Source organism: Fictibacillus sp. Mic-4 (assembly GCF_049843615.1).
In the GTDB taxonomy this organism is placed as follows: Bacteria; Bacillota; Bacilli; order Bacillales; family Fictibacillaceae; genus Fictibacillus_A; species Fictibacillus_A gelatini.
In genome coordinates this window covers 1-18,324 of record NZ_JBBHZM010000040.1, presented here as the reverse complement: position 1 = coordinate 18,324, position 18,324 = coordinate 1, and the positions used below count along the sequence as shown (strand labels likewise).

Sequence of the window (18,324 nt, the reverse complement as noted above, 5' to 3'; positions counted from 1 at the left end):
GAGTTCTTTTTCTATACCAACGCTAATAAGCGTATTCCTTCATGTTTGATATTGATCGAAGCGTTCCAGTCTCTTTCCGCTACAAAACCGCAGTCACACCGGAATATTCGTTCTGAAAGAGAAAGAGACGTTTTTACTTGACCACAACATGAACACGTTTTGGATGATGGAAACCACCTGTCGATTTTGATCAGTTTTTTCCCTTGCTCCTCTAACTTGTAGTGGAGGAATGACGTGAACATCCCCCAGCTATTATCCGACACACTTTTGCCAAAGCGGAGAGCCTGGGACATCCCTTTCATATTGAGGTCTTCGATCACTATACAGTCAAAGTGGTTTGCTAACTTTCGTGATTCTTTATGCAGAAAGTCTTTTCGTTGGTTCCCTATTTTTTCGTGAAGCTTAGCGATTTTTATCCGTTGTTTGTGCCAACGATTTGAGCCTTTCTTTCTTCGCGATAAAATACGTTGTTCTCTTTTTAATTTTTCCAGGGCTTGACGATAGAATCGAGGGTAATTGGCTTTCTTACCTTCTTCACTTTCGACAAATAAGCCATTCATGGAAAAATCTAAGCCAACAACAGATTGTACTTCTTTTGGCTCCGGCCGATGTTCATATTCCGTAAGAATGGAAATATAGTATTTTCCTGTTTTTGTTCGGGAAATGGTGCACGATTTGATGAGATGATGGGGAGGAATTTCTCGATGTTGCTTTATCTTTACAGTGCCGAGTTTCGGTAATTGGATATAGCCATTCATAAGCTTAATATTTCCGTTTACCATGTTAGTGGTGTAGGATTGTCTCGCCTTCCGACTTTTGAACCTGGGAAATTTAGCACGACCGGAAAAGAAGTTTTTGTACGCCTTCTGTAAATTCAGTTGTGCATTCGCCAAAGCAAGACTGTCTACTTCCTTTAGCCAAGTAAACTCATTTTTATACTTGGCAGGGGTTGGGAACTTTTGTTTCTTTAGCGTTTCCTTATCATCCTTGAATTGCTCATAGGTTTCCTTTCGTTCAGCTAACATTTTGTTGTAGACGAAACGGACACAGCCGAAGGTTTTTGCAAGAAGCTCTTCTTGTTCTTTCTTTGGGTAAAGACGGAACTTATAGGCTTTGTTTGCCATATCGAATCACCTCCCCTTACCTCTGATTATAGAACAAATGTTTGCATCATGCAATACTTTAGTGTCGCGGGCCGAAATTCATCTCCCTCTTAACCTCCACTCACTAACGAATCGTTACGGTTTGAAGAGGGAGACTTCTTTCGGATATAAGGTTAAACTATACAACCGTCGCCAGCTCTACCATTCTTATGGCATTGCAGCCGGTTTTTGTCATGGCCGGCGCCTTTGTTTTTTTTAAAGAGAGAACAAGCACTCTGGCAAAAGCCGGGATGGGCATTGCTATGATCGGTTCCATTCTCGTTGGCTGGGGGGATATTGGTTTATCCGATCGCCATATGATCGGGGACATTCTCTCGATTTTAGGCACCATTGCGATTTCCATCCATATATTAACGGGCCAACGGCTGCTTCTTCGACTGCCGTCATATTTGTATAGTCTGCTTGTGTTTTTAGCAGCAGCGATTGTGTTTGCCATCTATAATTTAGCCATGGGGATTACGATGGTGAATTATCCTTTGCGGGAATGGGGGATTTTCGCCTTGCTTACCGTCGTTCCAACGGTGTTCGGCCACCTTCTGTTCAACTGGCTTCTGCAATATACGGGCGCTACAACGATATCGATGAGCATACTTGGCGAACCGATCGGGGCAAGCCTATTGGCGTTTCTTTTGTTGAATGAAAGAATGACAGTTTTTCAAATCATCGGCGGGCTTATTGTTATTTTTGGACTCTATTTATTTTTAAGAAAAAATAAGGAGAAAACGATAATTGAAGAAATAGAAAAAGGAAGCACTCGCACAGGTTAACCCGTTTAGTGCTTCCTTTTTAAACTTATACATATGCTTTAGAGACATAGGGCGATAAACTAGTATGCTTCACTTCTTCCAATATCGACTCGCCCTCAGCCCTATCTTCATCAAGCCAGTTCCATTTTTCGTATAGGCGAAGCCGGCCATCACGCAGCATTTGAAAAGTCGATGTACACGTTCCGCTCCGAAGCTGAAACCGCTGGTTAATGTGATGATAGCGAAATTGAAGCGAGCCATCTGTGTTAACGATCCCAACTAACGTACCGTGCAAAATATCTCCTCCGTTATAGGATGCATACACAACAGGGCCTTCTTGTCTGTAGAAAAAGACCGTTTCCGCAGATCGCCCACCATAGTTGGAGTTTTTTACCGACCTGAAAACTCGACGATTATAATCAATGGGGCAAGACTTGTGTCCATCATTCTTTTCCGCTTGACTCATTTGTTCGACGCTCATTCGTTTTCCTCCAATTTACCCTTTATTCCTCAATAACAATGCAAGATACGTTCCAACCTAAAATCAAGTCACTAAGGGCTGACAAAGGAAGCTCTGGAGTTATTCTTATTCGTTGCTACATAGTTATTCAAGAGCGCATAGAAATATCAGTGTTTCTCACGAATTTAGTTGCATATAAAATTTAGTTATTTCATTTGAAATTGCATACTCTTTTTTGATTTACCGTTTAGACAATAAATTTCTTCATTCGGACAATAAGTTCACAGGTTTGGAAAATAAACAGCGGGAATTGGAAAACAAATCGTATCATTCGGACAATAAAACATTAGGAACGGACAATAAGCATTTTTAAAAAGGGCAAAAACGCCTGGAAACTATGCTCCAGGCGTAATTTTTTTCACTTTTTGCTGAAAACGGCTCGGGTAGAAGACATATTCACTTGCTTCAAGCCTTGAAAAAGCAGAGAAAACTCATGCCTTCCTTTTGTTCTTATCCTTATCATCACCAGCGTCATTATACGCTCCTCGCTCGTCCTTTTCCTCATGAAATTCAACCTTACTTTGTCCAGTTATATAATCGAAAGGAGTGTAAACGTTCGAGATGTTCTTTTTCTTTATGACACGATTGTACAGGATAAGTACAATTGCCGCGGCCATTAAGAAAAATAACGCGATATAAAACCAATTTATGAATTGCATTTACATCCCCCAATCATAATTAATTTCGATGCCGATTGATCACATCGAGGCCTCCTGTCACCGGAATGACGCTGCCGGTAATCATATCAGAATCATCTTCGCATAAAAAGGCAATGACTCTGGCGATGTCTTCCCCGGTTCCCGAACGCCCAATTGGAGTTACATTCTCTTTCTTTTGTTTCGCTTCTTTAATGCTTGCTTCTTTCATCTGCCCGCGGATATCTCCAGGACATACCATGTTGACGGTTATTCCGTGCTCGGCTTCTTCCAGTGCAACCGTTCTTGTAAGCGAGACGAGCCCTGCCTTCGCTGCACTGAACGCTGAGCGATACATCCACCCCGGGGCATTGTCCGCATCCTGGAAACCGTAAGTAACCACTCTGCCGAATTTCTGTTTTCTCATAATCGGAATGGCCGATTTAAAGAAATGGAAAACGGAGCTTAAGTTCCCTTCGATCATCTCATACCATTCTTTGTCCTCATAGTCGATTAATTTTTTTCGCTCAAAGACAAAGGGGCCGGCGTTCGTTATGAGATAATCAATTCGCCCGAACCGTTCCATAGCTTTTTGAACGATCTTTATGACATCTTCTTTTTTCGTGACATCCCCTTGAACAAAGTGCAAACGTTCTTCATAAAGGCTCCATTCTTCTTTTACACGGCTGACGGCTTCAAGATCACTGCGATAATTCACGGTAACAGAGCAGCCTTTTTCCAGCAACCGTTTCGTGACCATCTTGCCGAGCCCTTTTGTACCAGCAGTTATAATGGCATGTCTCACGTTATCACCTCTAAATAGAGATTTATAGTTCATTACTAAAAGTAACGGCGTACTATCGCTGTAAAAGGGATAAAAACTCGCTTCTTAAGTCGGACCGGTCAGAGAATAGTCCACGTACAGATGACGTTGTTGTCATTGCATTTGATTTTTTAATCCCTCGGCCGCACATGCACATATGCTTTGCTTCGATAACGACCATCGTCCCTTTTGGTTCAAGGATTTCTTCGACGGCTTCCGCAATTTGCGTTGTAAGGCGTTCTTGCACCTGGAAACGTTTTGCATATCCTTCAACCATTCGGGCGATCTTGGATAACCCGGTAATTTTTTCGTTTGGAATATAACCGACATGCGCCACTCCATAAAAAGGAGCAAAGTGGTGCTCACAGAGAGAGTGGAACTCAATGTTTTTTACCAGCACTAATTCACGATGGTCGACTTCAAACGTTTTTTCCAAATGCGCTTTCGGATCTTCCCGATACCCTTCAGTATATTCTAAAAATGCCTTAAGTACCCGATAAGGGGTCTCCTGAAGCCCATCACGATAAGGGTCATCCCCGCACAATTCGATCAATTCCTTAACCGCGTCCATAAACTTGCTCGCCTGGCGAAGTTTTTCATCCGCTGCCGGATGGCCATTAAATAATTCATCTAGCTTTTTGTTTATCGATGTGTATTGTTCAATCATTTTTCCTGACCTCTCTTTTATTTAAAAGTCTCACTCTTTTAGACTTTTTTTATAATGAATATCAATTAAAATCTATTATTGATAGTTTACCATGTTTTAGACAGAAAAAAGACTGTAAAGCACTCATTCTTTTAACAGAATTGTATCGTTTTAAAATTATTTGACTGAATTTAGCGACTATTATATAGTGGATATATTCCAAAAAAAGGAGATGCGCCTATGTTGATTGCAGTTAGTCCACTATTGTTTCCTGCCTTGAAATAAGGGGATGGTCATTCAATGGATTAACCGCTCCCCTTGCAAAACTTTACAAAAGGGGCTTATAAAATGAATTTAAAAATAAAGGATCTATTTAAAGGCAATTTCGTTAAATTATCTGCAACGAGGCCTACGGATGTAGAAGAGATGGCCAAATGGCAAGAAGACGGTGATTACTTAAGAAGAATGGATACTGATTTTTCCATCCCTCAATCAGTGGATACATTGCGGGAACATGAACGGGCAAGAGTCCAGGGTTCTTCATCAATTGAATTCAAACTAAGGTCCCTTGAAGATGACCGCCTGATCGGCTTTGTCGCCCTCTTTGGCATTGAATGGAACAATCGAGCCGGTAAGCTCGCTATTGGGATAGGGGAGCCGAATAACAGGGGAAAAGGCTATGGGACAGATGCGTTAAGGCTCATCCTTCGTTATGCCTTTTACGAATTAAATCTCAACCGGGTCGGTCTTGATGTCATTTCTTACAACCATTCCGCGATCGAAGCGTACAAGAAAGTGGGGTTCAAAGAGGAAGGGCGAATGAGAAGCGCCGTTTTGCGTGATGGCCAACAATTTGATCGAATCATGATGAGCATTTTGCAGGATGAATGGGCAGAAATGGAGAAAAACTCCACATATTGGCGGTAAAAAAAGATTTAAAGACTTGTGTCAATCGGCACAAGTCCTTTTCTATTTCTCCTCCTAAAGCACTATTTACAAGGCTTCACTTACAAAATAAACTGAAAATTGTTTATTCACTATCTGTCCCCCTCTACATCGGGGAGACTAAAGGGGCGATTCAATGAAGAAGCGTATTGGAATAGTTGGAAGCGGTACAGCAGGCCTGATTTTGGCTTATGCATTAAAAGAACACTTTAATGTTACAATGATTCATCAGCGATCAGCGGATGAAATTCGAAACGGGCGGGTCATGTCCACCCAGGTTCATTTCGGCCCAACGAGAGAGCGTGAAAAACGCTTCCACATGCCAAAATGGGATGAAAAGAATCTTCTTAAGAGCATCCATATTACCATAGGCGAGCAAAAGCTTTTTACAGGAATGCTGAAAGAGCCCGCCTTATCTGTGGACCAGCGTTTGTATTACTCCGATTGCATGAATGATCTTATGAAAAATGGCGTCTCTTTCCGGCAAGAAAAGGTGTCTAAAGACCAGGCCGAAGCTTTAGTCCGCGATTTTGACCTTTTAATCGATTGTACGGGAAAATCAGGTCCGCTTTTCCCATTTCCAATTGATGAGGAGCTATCACCATTTAACGCTCCCCAGCGAAAGTGTATTGTCGGGTACTTTTTAGGAGTAGAGCCTTTAAACCCTCCTGGTGTCAACGTGACGGTTCTTCCGGGAAAAGGGGAAATGTTTGAAATACCTGCAAAAACTGAACACGGCCCTGTCGCCATTTTATTTATTATGGCCGTTCCAGACGGCGAGTTGGATGAATTTAAAGGCATAAAGAGTGCAGAAGCATTTACGGAGCAAATGAAACGTACAGTGAAAACGTTCTTCCCGGCGATTTATAATCGGATTATCGAAGATCAGTTCACTTTATGTGATAAAAACGGCTTTCTCCAAATTGCGATTACACCGACGATACGAAAACCTTACCTGACCGTTCACAACAAGCCAGTCATAGGATGCGGCGATAGCGTATTTTTAAATGACCCGATAACCGGTCAAGGGTGCAATCTATCATCCTATTGCGCAGAACAATTATACGAAACCATTATCGATTATAAACATTCAGCCTGGAACGAACAGCTGGGTGAAGATTATTGGAAACGAGCGAGGCCATTCGTAAAAGAAGTGACGGAATGGACAAACGCGATGACGAAGCCCCTCCCCGAACATGTAGTAGGACAACTACTTCAAGGAGCGAACGACCAGGAGCTTGCGGATAAAATAGCTGAATGGTTTGAAAGTCCGAATAAAGCACATGCAGCATTCTTTCCAACCGCAACGATCCTTTAATTGTAAAAGAAGGCTTTTGTCATCTTTTTTGACAAAAGCCAATCTTTTTGTGCCACTTCGCTGCTTGCGATGATATATTAAATTCCTGTTCAATTTTTTGAAGTTTAACCGGACAATCTCTTATGCTTGCGGCCATTACTTTTCTTTCCTCTAGTTCCGATTGTATAAATTTAACATAATTTTGATGTTTTATTAAAAATCACTGACTAACCGCAAACATTTGAATAAATGCCAAAGGACCATCCATAAGCGAATTGACTTATGGATGGTCCTTTCTTACAAACACATGCGTTAATCAAACGTTTGATTGAACGATTTTTTAGTATGCTTTCGCCCAATAGACTAAATGCTTTGCTTCTTTTTCGCAACAAACGCAGGTGTCGGCTACTTTTTCTTGTTCAAATGGAATACAACGTGAAGTGGCTGCTGTTTCATCCTTAATGTAGTTCTCGCAAGCTAAGTCTCCGCACCACATTGCTTTGATGAAGCCCGGATTGTCGGCTAAACGGCTTTTGAATTCGTCCATGTTTTTCGCCACGCTCGTTTTCTTTTCACGATGGCTTTTCGCCTTTTCAAATAACTTCGCCTGAATGTCTTCGAGAATGGCAGGGATCTTCGCTTCTAGCTCGCTCATTGCGACCGTCGTTTTTTCATTGGTATCCCGGCGAACGAGAACAACTTGTCCTTTCTCGATATCTTTTGGACCAATTTCTAACCGAAGCGGGATTCCTTTCATTTCGGATTCACTGAACTTCCAGCCTGGCGTTTTGTCACTCGCGTCAATTCCTACTCTTGCAAGCTTTTTAAGTTGATCTTTTAATTCATACGCTTTATCAAGAACCCCTTCTTTATGCTGGGCAATCGGAACGATCATCACCTGTGTCGGCGCAATTTTTGGCGGAAGGACAAGGCCGCGGTTGTCGCCATGAACCATAATTAAGGCACCGATTAATCTTGTCGTAATCCCCCATGACGTCTGGTGAACATACTGAAGCTTGCCGTTTTTGTCCGTATATTGAATGCCGAACGCTTCGGCAAAGCCTGTACCTAAATAATGGGACGTGCCGCTTTGCAACGCTTTTCCATCATGCATTAAGCTTTCGATTGTAAGCGTGAAATTCGCGCCGGCAAACTTTTCTTTCTCCGTCTTTTTCCCGCGTATAACAGGAATCGCTAAATACTCTTCACAGACCGTTGCATATACTTCAAGCATGCGCTCTGTTTCTTCGCTTGCATCTTCTTCCGTCGCATGACATGTATGGCCTTCTTGCCAGAGGAATTCAAGAGAGCGTAAAAACGGCCTTGTCGTTTTCTCCCAGCGAACAACGTTGCTCCATTGGTTATAAAGCTTAGGCAAATCACGATAGGAATGAATAATGTCAGCATAGTGCTCACAGAACAACACTTCAGACGTAGGACGGACACAAAGACGTTCAGCCAATTCCTCTGAGCCGCCATGGGTCACCCAGGCTACTTCCGGCGCAAAACCTTCAATATGATCCTTTTCTTTTTGCAATAAGCTCTCAGGGATAAAGAGCGGCATATAGACATTTTCATGACCCGTTTCTTTAATTTTTTGATCAAGTACATCACGAATATTTTCCCAGATCGCATACCCGTACGGGCGGATAATCATCGAGCCGCGGACGGAAGCATAATCAACAAGATCTGCTTTTTTCACGACATCGGTATACCACTGGGCAAAATCGTCTTCCATTGCCGTTATTTCTTCAACAAATTTCTTTTCTTTTGACATGGATCTCATCCTTTCTTTTTCTTGTAGCGGGAGATTAACTGTTTAAACGAACAATATTGCTGGCAACTTTGTCCACAGGCCAGAGGCAAGAATTCCCGTGTAGTCGAAATCGGCGAATTTCCGATTCCAGTTACCCGCATTTTTAGGAGCTAATTGTTTCTTAAAACAAAAAAGACCCCATCCCCAATAAGGGACCGAGGTCTGGTGGTACCACCCTTGTTTACAGCAATCGCCGTACACTCTTTTTTGATAACGGAGCAATTCCGCTAGTATCTTTTTCGATACCGAACTCCAAGGCAGGTTCAAATGCGGTCTCTGGAAATCTCTCAGCACCCAATTTCCTCTCTGAAAGAGACGGAGGCATTTTACTAATCCTCTTCAACGTTTTTCTTCATATATTGATTTAAGCATAATATATTCATTTGTTGGAAAAATGTCAAGATGTCTTTTTATAGTTTTCATTTTATCCACCTGTTTGAATCTTAAACATGCTTAAGATTCAAACAAATACCATTTTTTCTACATATTTAGTATAATAATAGAACAAGGTATGTTAAAAGGAGAAACCAATTATATGTCTATTCTTCTAGTTGACGATAATCCCGTCAATCTTTTTGTTATAGAAAAAATATTAAGAAACGCAGGTTATTCAAACTGTGTGCCGCTCAAGTCGGCGGTTGAACTTTTTGATTATCTTCAACTTGATTCCAGTGATCCGAACTACGTTCCTGTTGATCTCATCTTGCTTGATATTATGATGCCTGAAATCGACGGTATCGAAGCATGCCGGAGGATTCAACAGGTAGAGCGGCTGAAAGACGTTCCAGTCATTTTCATAACCGCTCTGGAAGATATGAATATACTGGCTGAAGCGCTTGATGTAGGCGGAATGGATTACATCACCAAGCCGATTAATAAAATAGAGCTGCTCGCCCGCATCCGGGTAGCACTCCGCTTAAAGTATGAAAAAGATTGGCACGATCAACAAGAAGAAAAACTCCGGACTGAATTGGATTTAGCCACACAAGTACAAAGAAGCTTGCTTAATCCCCCTTTAAAAGAAAAAAATATCCAAATACAGGTTTCTCATTTGCCGTCGTTTAAACTGGCCGGGGATATGTATTACTGGAATAAGATAGATGATCACCGTTATGCGGTTATATTGTTTGATATGATGGGGCACGGCCTTTCCTCTTCGCTCGTTTGCATGTTTATTTCTTCCGTTTTAAGAGAATCAATAAAGCGGCATGTCGATCCAGTGCCTGTCATTAAAGAATTGAATCGTTATATGACGCTTCTTTACAATCCAAAAAACTTTACGAATTACTATTTTACAGCCATTTACTTAGTCATTGATACGGAAAAGAAAACTGTTGAATATGTAAATGCCGGCCATCCGCCGGGTTATGTTTTCGTCGACGGAAAAACATTGCTATCACTTGAACGTGGCAGCTCCGCCGTCGGCTTCTTTGAGCAAATCGATGTTCATAAATCCGTCATTCATTATGAAAACGAAATCCAGCTGCTTCTCTTTACTGATGGCGTCATTGAAGCAAATGGAACTGAGGAAGAACAGATGCTGGATAGACTCCGGACCCTCGCAGCGCAAAAATGGGAAGCGATCGACTCCCCCATCCATCTAGTCCTCCCCGAAGATCAGCATGCGAATCAACCTGATGATATGTGCATCGTTATGATTAAAGCCCAGGTAACAAAATAGAGGGTAATAGCCTTTAAAAACTACTACCCTCTTCTTGTTTAAATCTTTCTATAGATCCGTTCTGCTCCGTTAAACTCTGAATAAGAGCCTGTACGTTCGGCAAAGCGGATCGACTCCTTGTCCCCTAATCCAAGAAAGCCGCCCGGACACAAACTTTCATAAAACAATTCATGGACTTGATTCTGCAAAACGGCTGTAAAATAGATTAATACATTCCGGCAAATGATGACATGAAATTCGTTAAACGATTGATCTGTCACAAGATTATGTTGAAAAAAGATGATATTGTCCTTGAGGGACGAGTTAAAATAGGCGTTTTTAAAATCCGTTGTATAGTATTCGGAAAACGCATGCGTCCCGCCGGCTTGCATATAATTTTTCGTGTACGTCTGCATTTTGCTTAATGGAAATATACCGCGCTTCGCTTTTTCCAAAACGTTTTCATTCATATCGGTTGCATATATTTTTGTCTTATGGACTAATCCCTCTTCTTCCATTAAAATCGCCATCGAAAATACTTCTTCGCCTGTTGCGCAGCCCGCGTGCCAGATGCGTATTTCTGGAAGATCCCGCAAATGCGGAACGACTTTTTTCCGAAACGAATAGAAAAAATGCGGGTCCCGAAACATTTCCGTTACATTGATCGAAAAATCATTCAATAACACATCAATATAGCCCGGCTCATGAACAGCCTTTTCTAGTAAACGGGTGACGGTCGGGATTTTATCCAGCCTCATCCGGTTCTGGATTCGACGCCAAATGGAAGAACGCATATATTGCCGGAAATCAAAGCCCGATAAACGATAGATCCCCTCTAGCAACAATTCAATTTCTATGCTTTTTGTAAGATTGTCTTCGACTTCATCTTCAATTCCCCAATATTTATCATCCATTTTACGTCAATACCACCTATCTTGTTAGCCATACACGCATCACAGAAAAAAGCTGCTCTAATTCTAATGGCTTACTAATATAATCTGACGCACCTGCTTCAAGACACTTTTCTCTGTCATTTCTCATTGCTTTTGCTGTTAAAGCGATAATAGGTAAATCTTCAAATGATGGATTCCCGCGAATTTTCCGCATCGTTTCATAACCGTCCATAACTGGCATCATAATATCCATTAAAATGATATCAAAGTCTTGTTTTTCTTTAATAATATTAAGACATTCGATTCCGTTATTCGCAATAACAATATTCATGCCTTCATTTTGAAGTGCCGTCTTTAAAGCAAAAATATTCCGGTTATCATCATCTACGATCAAAACATTTTTACCTTTAAAGACACTGCTTTCAGCTGGCAGAGCAAATGAAGTTTCATCATTAAAAATACTTGCCCCTACTTCTCTCATTTCCATTTCGGACAATTCCGCTGCCGCAACTTCGACCGCAGTTTCAACAGGTTCATCCCTGTGCGCCATGCCATTTGGAAGGCTCGGCAGATAAAGGATGAACGTACTTCCTTTTCCTTCTTCGCTTTGTAGAATAATTCGTCCCCCAAGCAAATGAACAAACTCACGACAAATCGATAAACCAAGACCTGTTCCGCCATATTTCCTAACCGTTGCACCATCCGCCTGCTGGAATGCTTCAAAAACCAATCCTTGCTTATCCTTTGGGATGCCGATCCCGGTGTCTTTTACCGCAATTTCCAGCCAGTATTCAGCACCTTTTGTCGTTAGCCACCTGTCAACGTGAGTTTCTTCCGCCTGGCGAATGGTCACAGAAACGGAACCGGATTCGGTAAATTTAAAGGCATTCGACAATAAGTTTTTCATAATTTGCTGGAACCTTTTTTCGTCGGTATGGAAAATATCCGGCACGTTCGAATCTTTCATAATGCTAAATTCCAGGCCTTTTTGCTTTGCGATATGGGAAAAATTGCGTTCGAGTTGCACTGGCAGCTCGCTCATGTTCATTTCGTTGAACATCATGTCGAGCTTTCCGGCTTCCACCTTCGATAAATCAAGAATATCATTAATTAATGAAAGAAGGTCTTTGCCAGATGAATGAATGACGCGGGCAAATTCCGCCTCTTCCTCTGTCAGACTGCCGCTCGTATTTTCCGCAAGCATTTCGGAAAGAATTAGAATGCTATTAAGCGGGGTGCGCAATTCATGCGACATGTTCGCCATAAATTCGGATTTGTACTTTGAGCTGAGTGTAAGCTGTCTCGCTTTTTCTTCGAGCTCTTCCTTTGCTTTCTCGAGCTCCCGTGATCGCTCTTCTGCTTCTTCTGTTCTTTCTTCCAGCTGTTCGTTGATCATGCGCAGTTCTTCGGATTGCATATTTAATTCTTCAGATTGCGTTTGCAACTCTTCCGACTGCGCTTGAAGCTCTTCTGTCATCGCCTGTGATTCTTTCAACAGCCTTTCGATTTCCATTCGTCCGATTACACTGTTCATGGCAAGACCGAATGAATCAAGCACTTCTCTCACTAGACTCTGTTCAAGGGCGGTAAATTCGTGAAGACTTGCCATTTCAATAACCGCTATTGTCTCTCCTTCCAAAAGGATCGGGGCTATTAATAGGTTTCTCGGCCTGATCTCACCTAAACCAGATGTAATTAACCGATACTCGCCGGGGATGTCATTTATCACGTGCATTTGCTGTTCCAACGCACATTGGCCGATCATCCCCTGGCCTAAAATGAAACTTTCTCTCCCGACATCGTTCAAAGAATCTGCATAAGCGGCTTTTTTTACATAACGTATCGTTTCTCCTTTTTCTTCCCGAAGATAAAGGGCCCCGAATGAAGCATTCGTCACCTTTGTAATTCCGGTAACGAATCTTTCCGTAAGTGCATCTAGTGAAGAAATGCCCTGATACATTGCGATCGTTTCAGCAATATTCGTCTGCAGCCAATTCCGCTGGGCAAGCACCTCCACTAATGCATTGGTTGCTTCCCCAAGATCTCTTATTTCATCCTTCGTTTTCACTTGAATGCGACCTTCAATGTTTCCTCTAGAAGTAGTCATCTGTTTAATCGTACGAACAACCTCATTAATTGTTTTCACAATCGAGCCGGAAACGACGACAGCAATGGCGATGGATATAATAGAAAGAAGGAGAAGCAAGCCAAATAAGCCAAATTTCAAAAGGAGATTTTGATGGTCTAATCGGTCTGCCCGGGCTTTTGTCAGTGCCTTTTCCTTGCTTCTGAACGTATCAAATTGTGACCGCATTTGATCCATGTCTCTTCGGCCAATATCCGTCTTAAAAAAACGATTCAGTTCTTCCGTATGATTCGCTTTTTTTAGTTGTATGGTAGGCTCGCCAGACGTATTGATCCAATGTTCAATCGTTGATTTAATTTCTTCTAATTTTTTTTGTTGGCCCGGGTTATCCGACAGCAAATCGTATAACTGGCTGTATTCATCTTTCCATTTGGATGCTGCCGTGTTATAAGGCACAAGGTAATCCTTATTGCCCGTAATAATAAACCCCCGTTGACCGGTTTCCATATCTAATAACCGTTTTTCAATTCGACTCGTCAAATCATAGACAGTAAGATCATGATGTATAATATAATTCCGCTCTCGCTGCAATGACGCCATCTGGTTGTTGACAGCAATAATCGAAATGACTAAACAAAGAACGACAATTAAATTACCAAAGACGATTTTCGAACGGATACTGAACCTTTTGTTCTTTAGCATTTTAGTACCCTACCTTCATTAAAAGCTTCTGCCATAATTATAACCGCATCTATCGGGTTTGGATAGAAGAAAATGGATTTCCAATCGGGTTAAAAAAGACGGTTTATGCCTGTCAGCACCCTTTTTACTACCAGAATCCATACCCCGATAAGAACAACAAAAAACTTGCGATATTGCCTGGAAGGTCTTTCGCAAGTTTTTTATTTCATACATTTATGATACTCATTTAAGAGATTGTCCAGGTTCTTGCTTATGGAAATAAGTTTGGGATCAGAAAGGGCCATAGTTTTCGCGCTTTCGTACATTTCTTGTCGTACTTTATCAATCTGCTCTGAAAGATTAGTCACTTCTTTGCTCACTTATTGATCTCCTTACTATTGATTTGATAGAAGATGTCGATGTCGCTCTTTTTGAAGTACGGCAACGGCAAATAATAAAAGGTAACGCTCACGAGGAGTGAGTCGTAGCCAGTCTTTGACTTTATACTTCATTTTTAACCGCCCGCCCCTTTCTAGCAAAAATAGACAATATCTATTATTTGTATTACCGCATTGTTTACCTATAAAACTTTTTTATTCCGAAAAGTTTTTTACAAATTCCATTAAAAAGTAACAGAAACCCCCAATCTTTTCTTCGTTCTTTTGTCGGCTTTTGTTAGTTGATGGGGACAAAATACGAAGGTTGGAAAAAGATGTAGAAAAGTTTTTATCTTTAAGGTCAAAGGTAGATTTCCCTTTCTACGGCAACATTTAATAAAAGTTTAAGAGCATACTATCGGCGGGGATGTAACTGTAGAAACTAAAGAAATAAGGATGACCATTATGAGCGAATAAAGAGAGTGCCTAAAAACATCACTTTTTAGGCACCCTCTCCGTTGCTATAATTAACTTTAACTATCCATTGATGACTTGTCCGCCGTTTATGTGAAGAACTTGTCCTGACATATAAGATGAATCTTCCGATGCTAAAAAAACGTAGGCAGGAGCCAGCTCTTTCGGTTGCCCCGGGCGTTTCATCGGAGTGTTTTGTCCCCAATTTTCCAGCTTGTCTTCTGGAAAAGTTGCCGGAATTAAAGGTGTCCATATCGGGCCTGGCGCAACTCCGTTTACTCGAATACCTTTTTCTAAAATCTCTTGATTTTGAGACAATGCCCGGGTAAAGGAAACAATTGCCCCTTTTGTCGATGAATAATCTAAAAGGATAGGGTTTCCTTGATAAGCGGTAATGGAAGTTGTATTAATGATTGCACTTCCCTCTCCTAAGTGCTTCATTGATGCCTTTGTCAAATAAAACATCGAATAAACATTTGTCCTAAAGGTCCGATCAAGTTGCTCTGCGGTAATCTCTCCAATTTTCTCACAGACATGTTGCTCTCCTGCATTATTTACAAGAATATCTAGGCGCCCAAAGTGATTCACTGTTTGTTTAACGACTTGTTGACAGAAATATTCATCACCTACATCTCCGGCAAAGGCTAAACATTTTTGATCTTGTTCTTCAACGAGACGTTTCGTTTTTTCCGCATCACCATGGGCCTCATAATAAACAATAGCAACATCTGCTCCTTCTTTAGCATAAGCCAGGGCTACCGACTGGCCGATGCCACTATCGCCGCCCGTTATAATAGCGACTTTCCCTTTTAATTTCCCGCTGCCTATATAATTGTCATTTTCTATCTCAGGATGAGGGTTCATTTCTGATTGAATATCAGGTATCAAGTAATTATATTGCGGTTTTTGTGTTTTCCATTCTTGACGATCGGCGTTTTCCATTTTATCTCTCCTTTTTATAAGCTACTATAATCCCCTTTCCCATTGAAATTTAATTTAAAACGGATAATTTACTATTTTAATAAATCATTTTATAGGGAGAATTACACCGAAGCTGTTATAGACCGTACTAAGCCCCGAAAAAGTTCCTGTAAATAGGTGAGTCGTAACTTTTAATTACGATAAGTGACAGCTATGTTGTTATCCCCCGTATTGACCATGAAATTCACCGCTCACTTCACGATCGGGAATTGTTGGAAGACAGTTTTCTTAGGAGTAGGATAGACTTCCCTTCCGGCAACCGAATTAATAATCGTTTGATTGCGCATTACGGAAAGACCAAGGTTAGTCGCGCTGGCTCCGTGGGAATGTTCTATGTTCGTTAATGTGTACAAATGGTGAGGGCGTTCTTGTTTAAATACAATCCGATAATCTTTTGTTACTTTAAACCTGTTTTCATCCTCCCACTCCATTTTATCGCGAAATCGATCAAGCCATTCCGGAATGAAAGGTTTATAGCCGGTAGCTAAAATAACTTTATCCGATTCATACGTAAAACTTTGATCTTCCCGAGATTCCCGACAAATCAACTTATACCCCTTGTTGCTTCTTTCGATTTTATTCACTTCCGTTAACGGTTGAATGGTCACCGCCAATTCCTTATCAATTGAACGGTGGTAAAGAAGATGATAGATTTTTTTAAGCGTTTCTGGATCCACTCCATTACGCAATTGATCCAGTTCATCAAGCGCATGCATTCGTTCATCAAACGATTGCCGATGGAAATATTCCACGTACTCTGGAGAAAAAATTTCCCTCCCAAGCTTCGCCGCTTCTTTTTGGAAAAATCCCGGTGAACGAGTGAACCACGTTAAATGATATTCGTGTTTTCTTTGATCAAAAAGCAAATCATAAAATACTTCTGAGGCACTTTGCCCGGATCCTACAACAGTTACAGATCTTGCTTTTTTCACATTTTCTTCCCGATAAAGATACTGGCTCGTATGGAGAATATCTTTTTGAGAATGCCCTTGCATTCCCTCTGGTATAAGTGGTACGCTACCCGTTCCTAAAACAAGGTGACGTGAAAAGTAATGCTCTTCCTTATCTGTTTCTTTATTTAAAACCATTACTTCATAATGAGGTTCATCTACTGTATCATGATCAATGATATCAACAACTTGATGCCCGAAATGGCAATGTTTCAAATTCGATGCACCCATTGGCAATAGTCGTTGTATTCTCTCCTCGGTATCTCAAACCGGTTAAAAAAGTAAAATTGGTAGAGGCGATGATGTTTATGTAAATAATTTAAAAAAGTATGTTGGCTTGTTGGATCGGCAAATGTCACTAAATCCGCTATAAAAGGTGATTGTAAATCAGTGCCTTCTAGCAACATACCAGGGTGCCATTCAAATTCTTTATTTTGTTCAAAAAATAAAGCGTTCATTTCTCGAACATTTTCAGTCAGTGCTGCCAGGCTAAGATTAAACGGCCCAATACCTATACCAATCAGGTCATAGATTTTATGATTAGTTGCCATTTCCCTCTTCCTTTCTTTCGTACATGGGATTTCTATTTGTTACCAAAACACCCGAATTAAAAGGTTATTATGCTCGTTTTGACAAATAAGGAGTGCCTAAGAAAAAAAATCTTTTCCAGGGCACTCCTCTTTATCCTATTAGCCAGGGCATTCATTCATCTTCGTCCCGTTCCCTGGACAAGACGAACAATAAGCACGATCAGAGCAATGACAAGAAGAAGGTGAATTAATCCTCCCCCAATATGAAAAGAGAAACCGAGCAACCAGAGAATAATTAAAAGTACTAAAATGGTCCAAAGCATCGTTATCTTCCTTTCGTAATTTTTTTATCAATTCATTCCGAAATGGATTTAATCTGAAATTACCCGAAAGATAAGTATTCGAAACTAATATTTTTTCAACCCGATGATTGGCTTTATTCTGGCGTTTTCTCCAAATAACTTATCGCCGTTTGGAGCAAAGCAGGAAAAAGTTCAGGGAAGAAATGCCCGAGTCCTGGTTCTACTACTAGTTTGCAAGGAATATGATTCGCTTCAAAAACTGGCATTAACTCAAGTACCTTCAAATAATAAGGATCTTTATCCCCTGTTATGATGCAACCTTTTAAGTTTGGATTATGATTTTCTTTTAGCAGATTTTCAAAAGATGAAATATCTTTAATCGCTGGAATTGCACGGAACAATAGAATTTTCGTTACGTATTACTTGTTTATTCAATATTTCACACACTTTAATTCCCCCGTTTTTATACCCGATTGTTTATTCTTTTATTTCTTCTAACAATTAAGTTAATATCCTTTTCTTTTATAGAATGCGCTGGTGAAATTTAAACCAATCTTCCTTCTATAAAAGAAAGCAGATAAGCTATATCAAGCTTATCTGCTTCTTGTTAATTGCGAATTACCTCTTCGATTTTTTTCTAGGCTGTCATGCGGAATAACGAGATTATGAAAGGCTTGCCAATACTAAATAGAATTCCCGACAGCTCAAACGGACAAAATTTTACCTTCGCCACTTATTTTTGTCCTTGAGACGCGGTCTATTAGACAAAATTTCGTCTCCGCCAGAGGTCACTGAAAAA

General features: G+C 40.8%; 16 protein-coding genes, 1 pseudogene and 1 other annotated feature. Of the genes and pseudogenes, 4 read left to right on the top strand and 13 right to left on the bottom strand.

Going from position 1 to position 18,324, the window contains the following annotated elements; all coding sequences use genetic code 11:
- Positions 1 to 11: 11 nt before the first annotated feature.
- On the bottom strand, positions 12 to 1,124 hold the full coding sequence (locus WD019_RS18575) for an RNA-guided endonuclease TnpB family protein (RefSeq protein ID WP_425712433.1): 1,113 nt from the start codon (positions 1,122 to 1,124) through the stop codon (positions 12 to 14).
- A gap of 188 nt (positions 1,125 to 1,312) precedes the next feature.
- Here WD019_RS18575 and WD019_RS18570 point away from each other — a divergent pair, with 188 nt between their 5' ends.
- Positions 1,313 to 1,930, top strand: coding sequence for a DMT family transporter (locus tag WD019_RS18570; RefSeq protein WP_425712432.1), 618 nt, complete (start codon positions 1,313 to 1,315; stop codon positions 1,928 to 1,930).
- 25 nt (positions 1,931 to 1,955) lie between these two features.
- Here the strand turns inward: WD019_RS18570 and WD019_RS18565 are convergent, their stop codons facing one another.
- From WD019_RS18565 to folE, 4 genes are all read right to left on the bottom strand, one after another.
- Positions 1,956 to 2,390, bottom strand: coding sequence for a n-acetylglutamate synthase (locus WD019_RS18565; RefSeq protein WP_425712431.1), 435 nt, complete (start codon positions 2,388 to 2,390; stop codon positions 1,956 to 1,958).
- 470 nt (positions 2,391 to 2,860) lie between these two features.
- A complete protein-coding gene (locus WD019_RS18560) occupies positions 2,861 to 3,088 on the bottom strand; it encodes a DUF3951 domain-containing protein (RefSeq protein WP_035350511.1) in 228 nt (75 codons plus the stop codon).
- A gap of 19 nt (positions 3,089 to 3,107) precedes the next feature.
- Positions 3,108 to 3,902, bottom strand: a complete 795-nt coding sequence (locus tag WD019_RS18555) for an SDR family oxidoreductase (RefSeq protein ID WP_425712430.1) — start codon at positions 3,900 to 3,902, stop codon at positions 3,108 to 3,110.
- A 19-nt stretch (positions 3,903 to 3,921) separates the two neighbouring features.
- Positions 3,922 to 4,554, bottom strand: coding sequence for a GTP cyclohydrolase I FolE (folE, locus tag WD019_RS18550; protein ID WP_425712429.1), 633 nt, complete (start codon positions 4,552 to 4,554; stop codon positions 3,922 to 3,924).
- Between the two features lie 327 nt (positions 4,555 to 4,881).
- Here folE and WD019_RS18545 point away from each other — a divergent pair, with 327 nt between their 5' ends.
- Complete coding sequence (locus WD019_RS18545) at positions 4,882 to 5,460, top strand: GNAT family N-acetyltransferase (protein ID WP_026677481.1); 579 nt, start codon at positions 4,882 to 4,884, stop codon at positions 5,458 to 5,460.
- 154 nt (positions 5,461 to 5,614) lie between these two features.
- Positions 5,615 to 6,796, top strand: coding sequence for a styrene monooxygenase/indole monooxygenase family protein (locus WD019_RS18540; protein ID WP_425712428.1), 1,182 nt, complete (start codon positions 5,615 to 5,617; stop codon positions 6,794 to 6,796).
- Between the two features lie 319 nt (positions 6,797 to 7,115).
- Here the strand turns inward: WD019_RS18540 and proS are convergent, their stop codons facing one another.
- A complete protein-coding gene (proS, locus tag WD019_RS18535; RefSeq protein WP_425712427.1) occupies positions 7,116 to 8,552 on the bottom strand; it encodes a proline--tRNA ligase in 1,437 nt (478 codons plus the stop codon).
- 186 nt (positions 8,553 to 8,738) lie between these two features.
- Positions 8,739 to 8,943: a binding site (T-box leader), on the bottom strand.
- 183 nt (positions 8,944 to 9,126) lie between these two features.
- Here proS and WD019_RS18530 point away from each other — a divergent pair.
- Entirely contained in the window at positions 9,127 to 10,272 is a 1,146-nt protein-coding gene (locus tag WD019_RS18530; protein ID WP_425712426.1) for a SpoIIE family protein phosphatase, read from the top strand.
- Positions 10,273 to 10,310: 38 nt separating this feature from the next.
- Here WD019_RS18530 and WD019_RS18525 read toward each other — a convergent pair whose 3' ends face one another.
- From WD019_RS18525 to WD019_RS18495, 7 genes and pseudogenes are all read right to left on the bottom strand, one after another.
- On the bottom strand, positions 10,311 to 11,165 hold the full coding sequence (locus WD019_RS18525; RefSeq protein WP_425712425.1) for a CheR family methyltransferase: 855 nt from the start codon (positions 11,163 to 11,165) through the stop codon (positions 10,311 to 10,313).
- A 16-nt stretch (positions 11,166 to 11,181) separates the two neighbouring features.
- Positions 11,182 to 13,932, bottom strand: a complete 2,751-nt coding sequence (locus WD019_RS18520; RefSeq protein WP_425712424.1) for a CHASE3 domain-containing protein — start codon at positions 13,930 to 13,932, stop codon at positions 11,182 to 11,184.
- Positions 13,933 to 14,132: 200 nt separating this feature from the next.
- On the bottom strand, positions 14,133 to 14,291 hold the full coding sequence (locus WD019_RS18515; protein ID WP_425712423.1) for a Spo0E family sporulation regulatory protein-aspartic acid phosphatase: 159 nt from the start codon (positions 14,289 to 14,291) through the stop codon (positions 14,133 to 14,135).
- Between the two features lie 534 nt (positions 14,292 to 14,825).
- The gene (locus WD019_RS18510) at positions 14,826 to 15,704 is read right to left on the bottom strand and encodes an SDR family oxidoreductase (protein WP_425712422.1); all 879 of its coding nucleotides are present in this window, start codon (positions 15,702 to 15,704) and stop codon (positions 14,826 to 14,828) included.
- A gap of 230 nt (positions 15,705 to 15,934) precedes the next feature.
- Positions 15,935 to 17,244: pseudogene (locus WD019_RS18505) on the bottom strand (lysine N(6)-hydroxylase/L-ornithine N(5)-oxygenase family protein).
- A gap of 155 nt (positions 17,245 to 17,399) precedes the next feature.
- The gene (locus tag WD019_RS18500; RefSeq protein ID WP_154657945.1) at positions 17,400 to 17,546 is read right to left on the bottom strand and encodes a lmo0937 family membrane protein; all 147 of its coding nucleotides are present in this window, start codon (positions 17,544 to 17,546) and stop codon (positions 17,400 to 17,402) included.
- 113 nt (positions 17,547 to 17,659) lie between these two features.
- Positions 17,660 to 17,926: a hypothetical protein gene (locus WD019_RS18495; protein ID WP_425712421.1), complete on the bottom strand. Its 267-nt coding sequence runs from the start codon at positions 17,924 to 17,926 to the stop codon at positions 17,660 to 17,662.
- Positions 17,927 to 18,324 lie beyond the last annotated feature (398 nt).

Coding starts and splice junctions, on each gene's coding strand:
- WD019_RS18570 (WP_425712432.1), top strand. CDS start 1,313: ATGGCATTGCAGCCGGTTTTTGTCATGGCCGGCGCCTTTGTTTTTTTT.
- WD019_RS18545 (WP_026677481.1), top strand. CDS start 4,882: ATGAATTTAAAAATAAAGGATCTATTTAAAGGCAATTTCGTTAAATTA.
- WD019_RS18555 (WP_425712430.1), bottom strand. CDS start 3,902: ATGAACTATAAATCTCTATTTAGAGGTGATAACGTGAGACATGCCATT.
- WD019_RS18525 (WP_425712425.1), bottom strand. CDS start 11,165: ATGGATGATAAATATTGGGGAATTGAAGATGAAGTCGAAGACAATCTT.
- WD019_RS18575 (WP_425712433.1), bottom strand. CDS start 1,124: ATGGCAAACAAAGCCTATAAGTTCCGTCTTTACCCAAAGAAAGAACAA.
- WD019_RS18510 (WP_425712422.1), bottom strand. CDS start 15,704: ATGGAAAACGCCGATCGTCAAGAATGGAAAACACAAAAACCGCAATAT.
- WD019_RS18520 (WP_425712424.1), bottom strand. CDS start 13,932: ATGCTAAAGAACAAAAGGTTCAGTATCCGTTCGAAAATCGTCTTTGGT.
- WD019_RS18530 (WP_425712426.1), top strand. CDS start 9,127: ATGTCTATTCTTCTAGTTGACGATAATCCCGTCAATCTTTTTGTTATA.
- folE (WP_425712429.1), bottom strand. CDS start 4,554: ATGATTGAACAATACACATCGATAAACAAAAAGCTAGATGAATTATTT.
- WD019_RS18565 (WP_425712431.1), bottom strand. CDS start 2,390: ATGAGCGTCGAACAAATGAGTCAAGCGGAAAAGAATGATGGACACAAG.
- WD019_RS18560 (WP_035350511.1), bottom strand. CDS start 3,088: ATGCAATTCATAAATTGGTTTTATATCGCGTTATTTTTCTTAATGGCC.
- WD019_RS18500 (WP_154657945.1), bottom strand. CDS start 17,546: ATGCTTTGGACCATTTTAGTACTTTTAATTATTCTCTGGTTGCTCGGT.
- WD019_RS18540 (WP_425712428.1), top strand. CDS start 5,615: ATGAAGAAGCGTATTGGAATAGTTGGAAGCGGTACAGCAGGCCTGATT.
- proS (WP_425712427.1), bottom strand. CDS start 8,552: ATGTCAAAAGAAAAGAAATTTGTTGAAGAAATAACGGCAATGGAAGAC.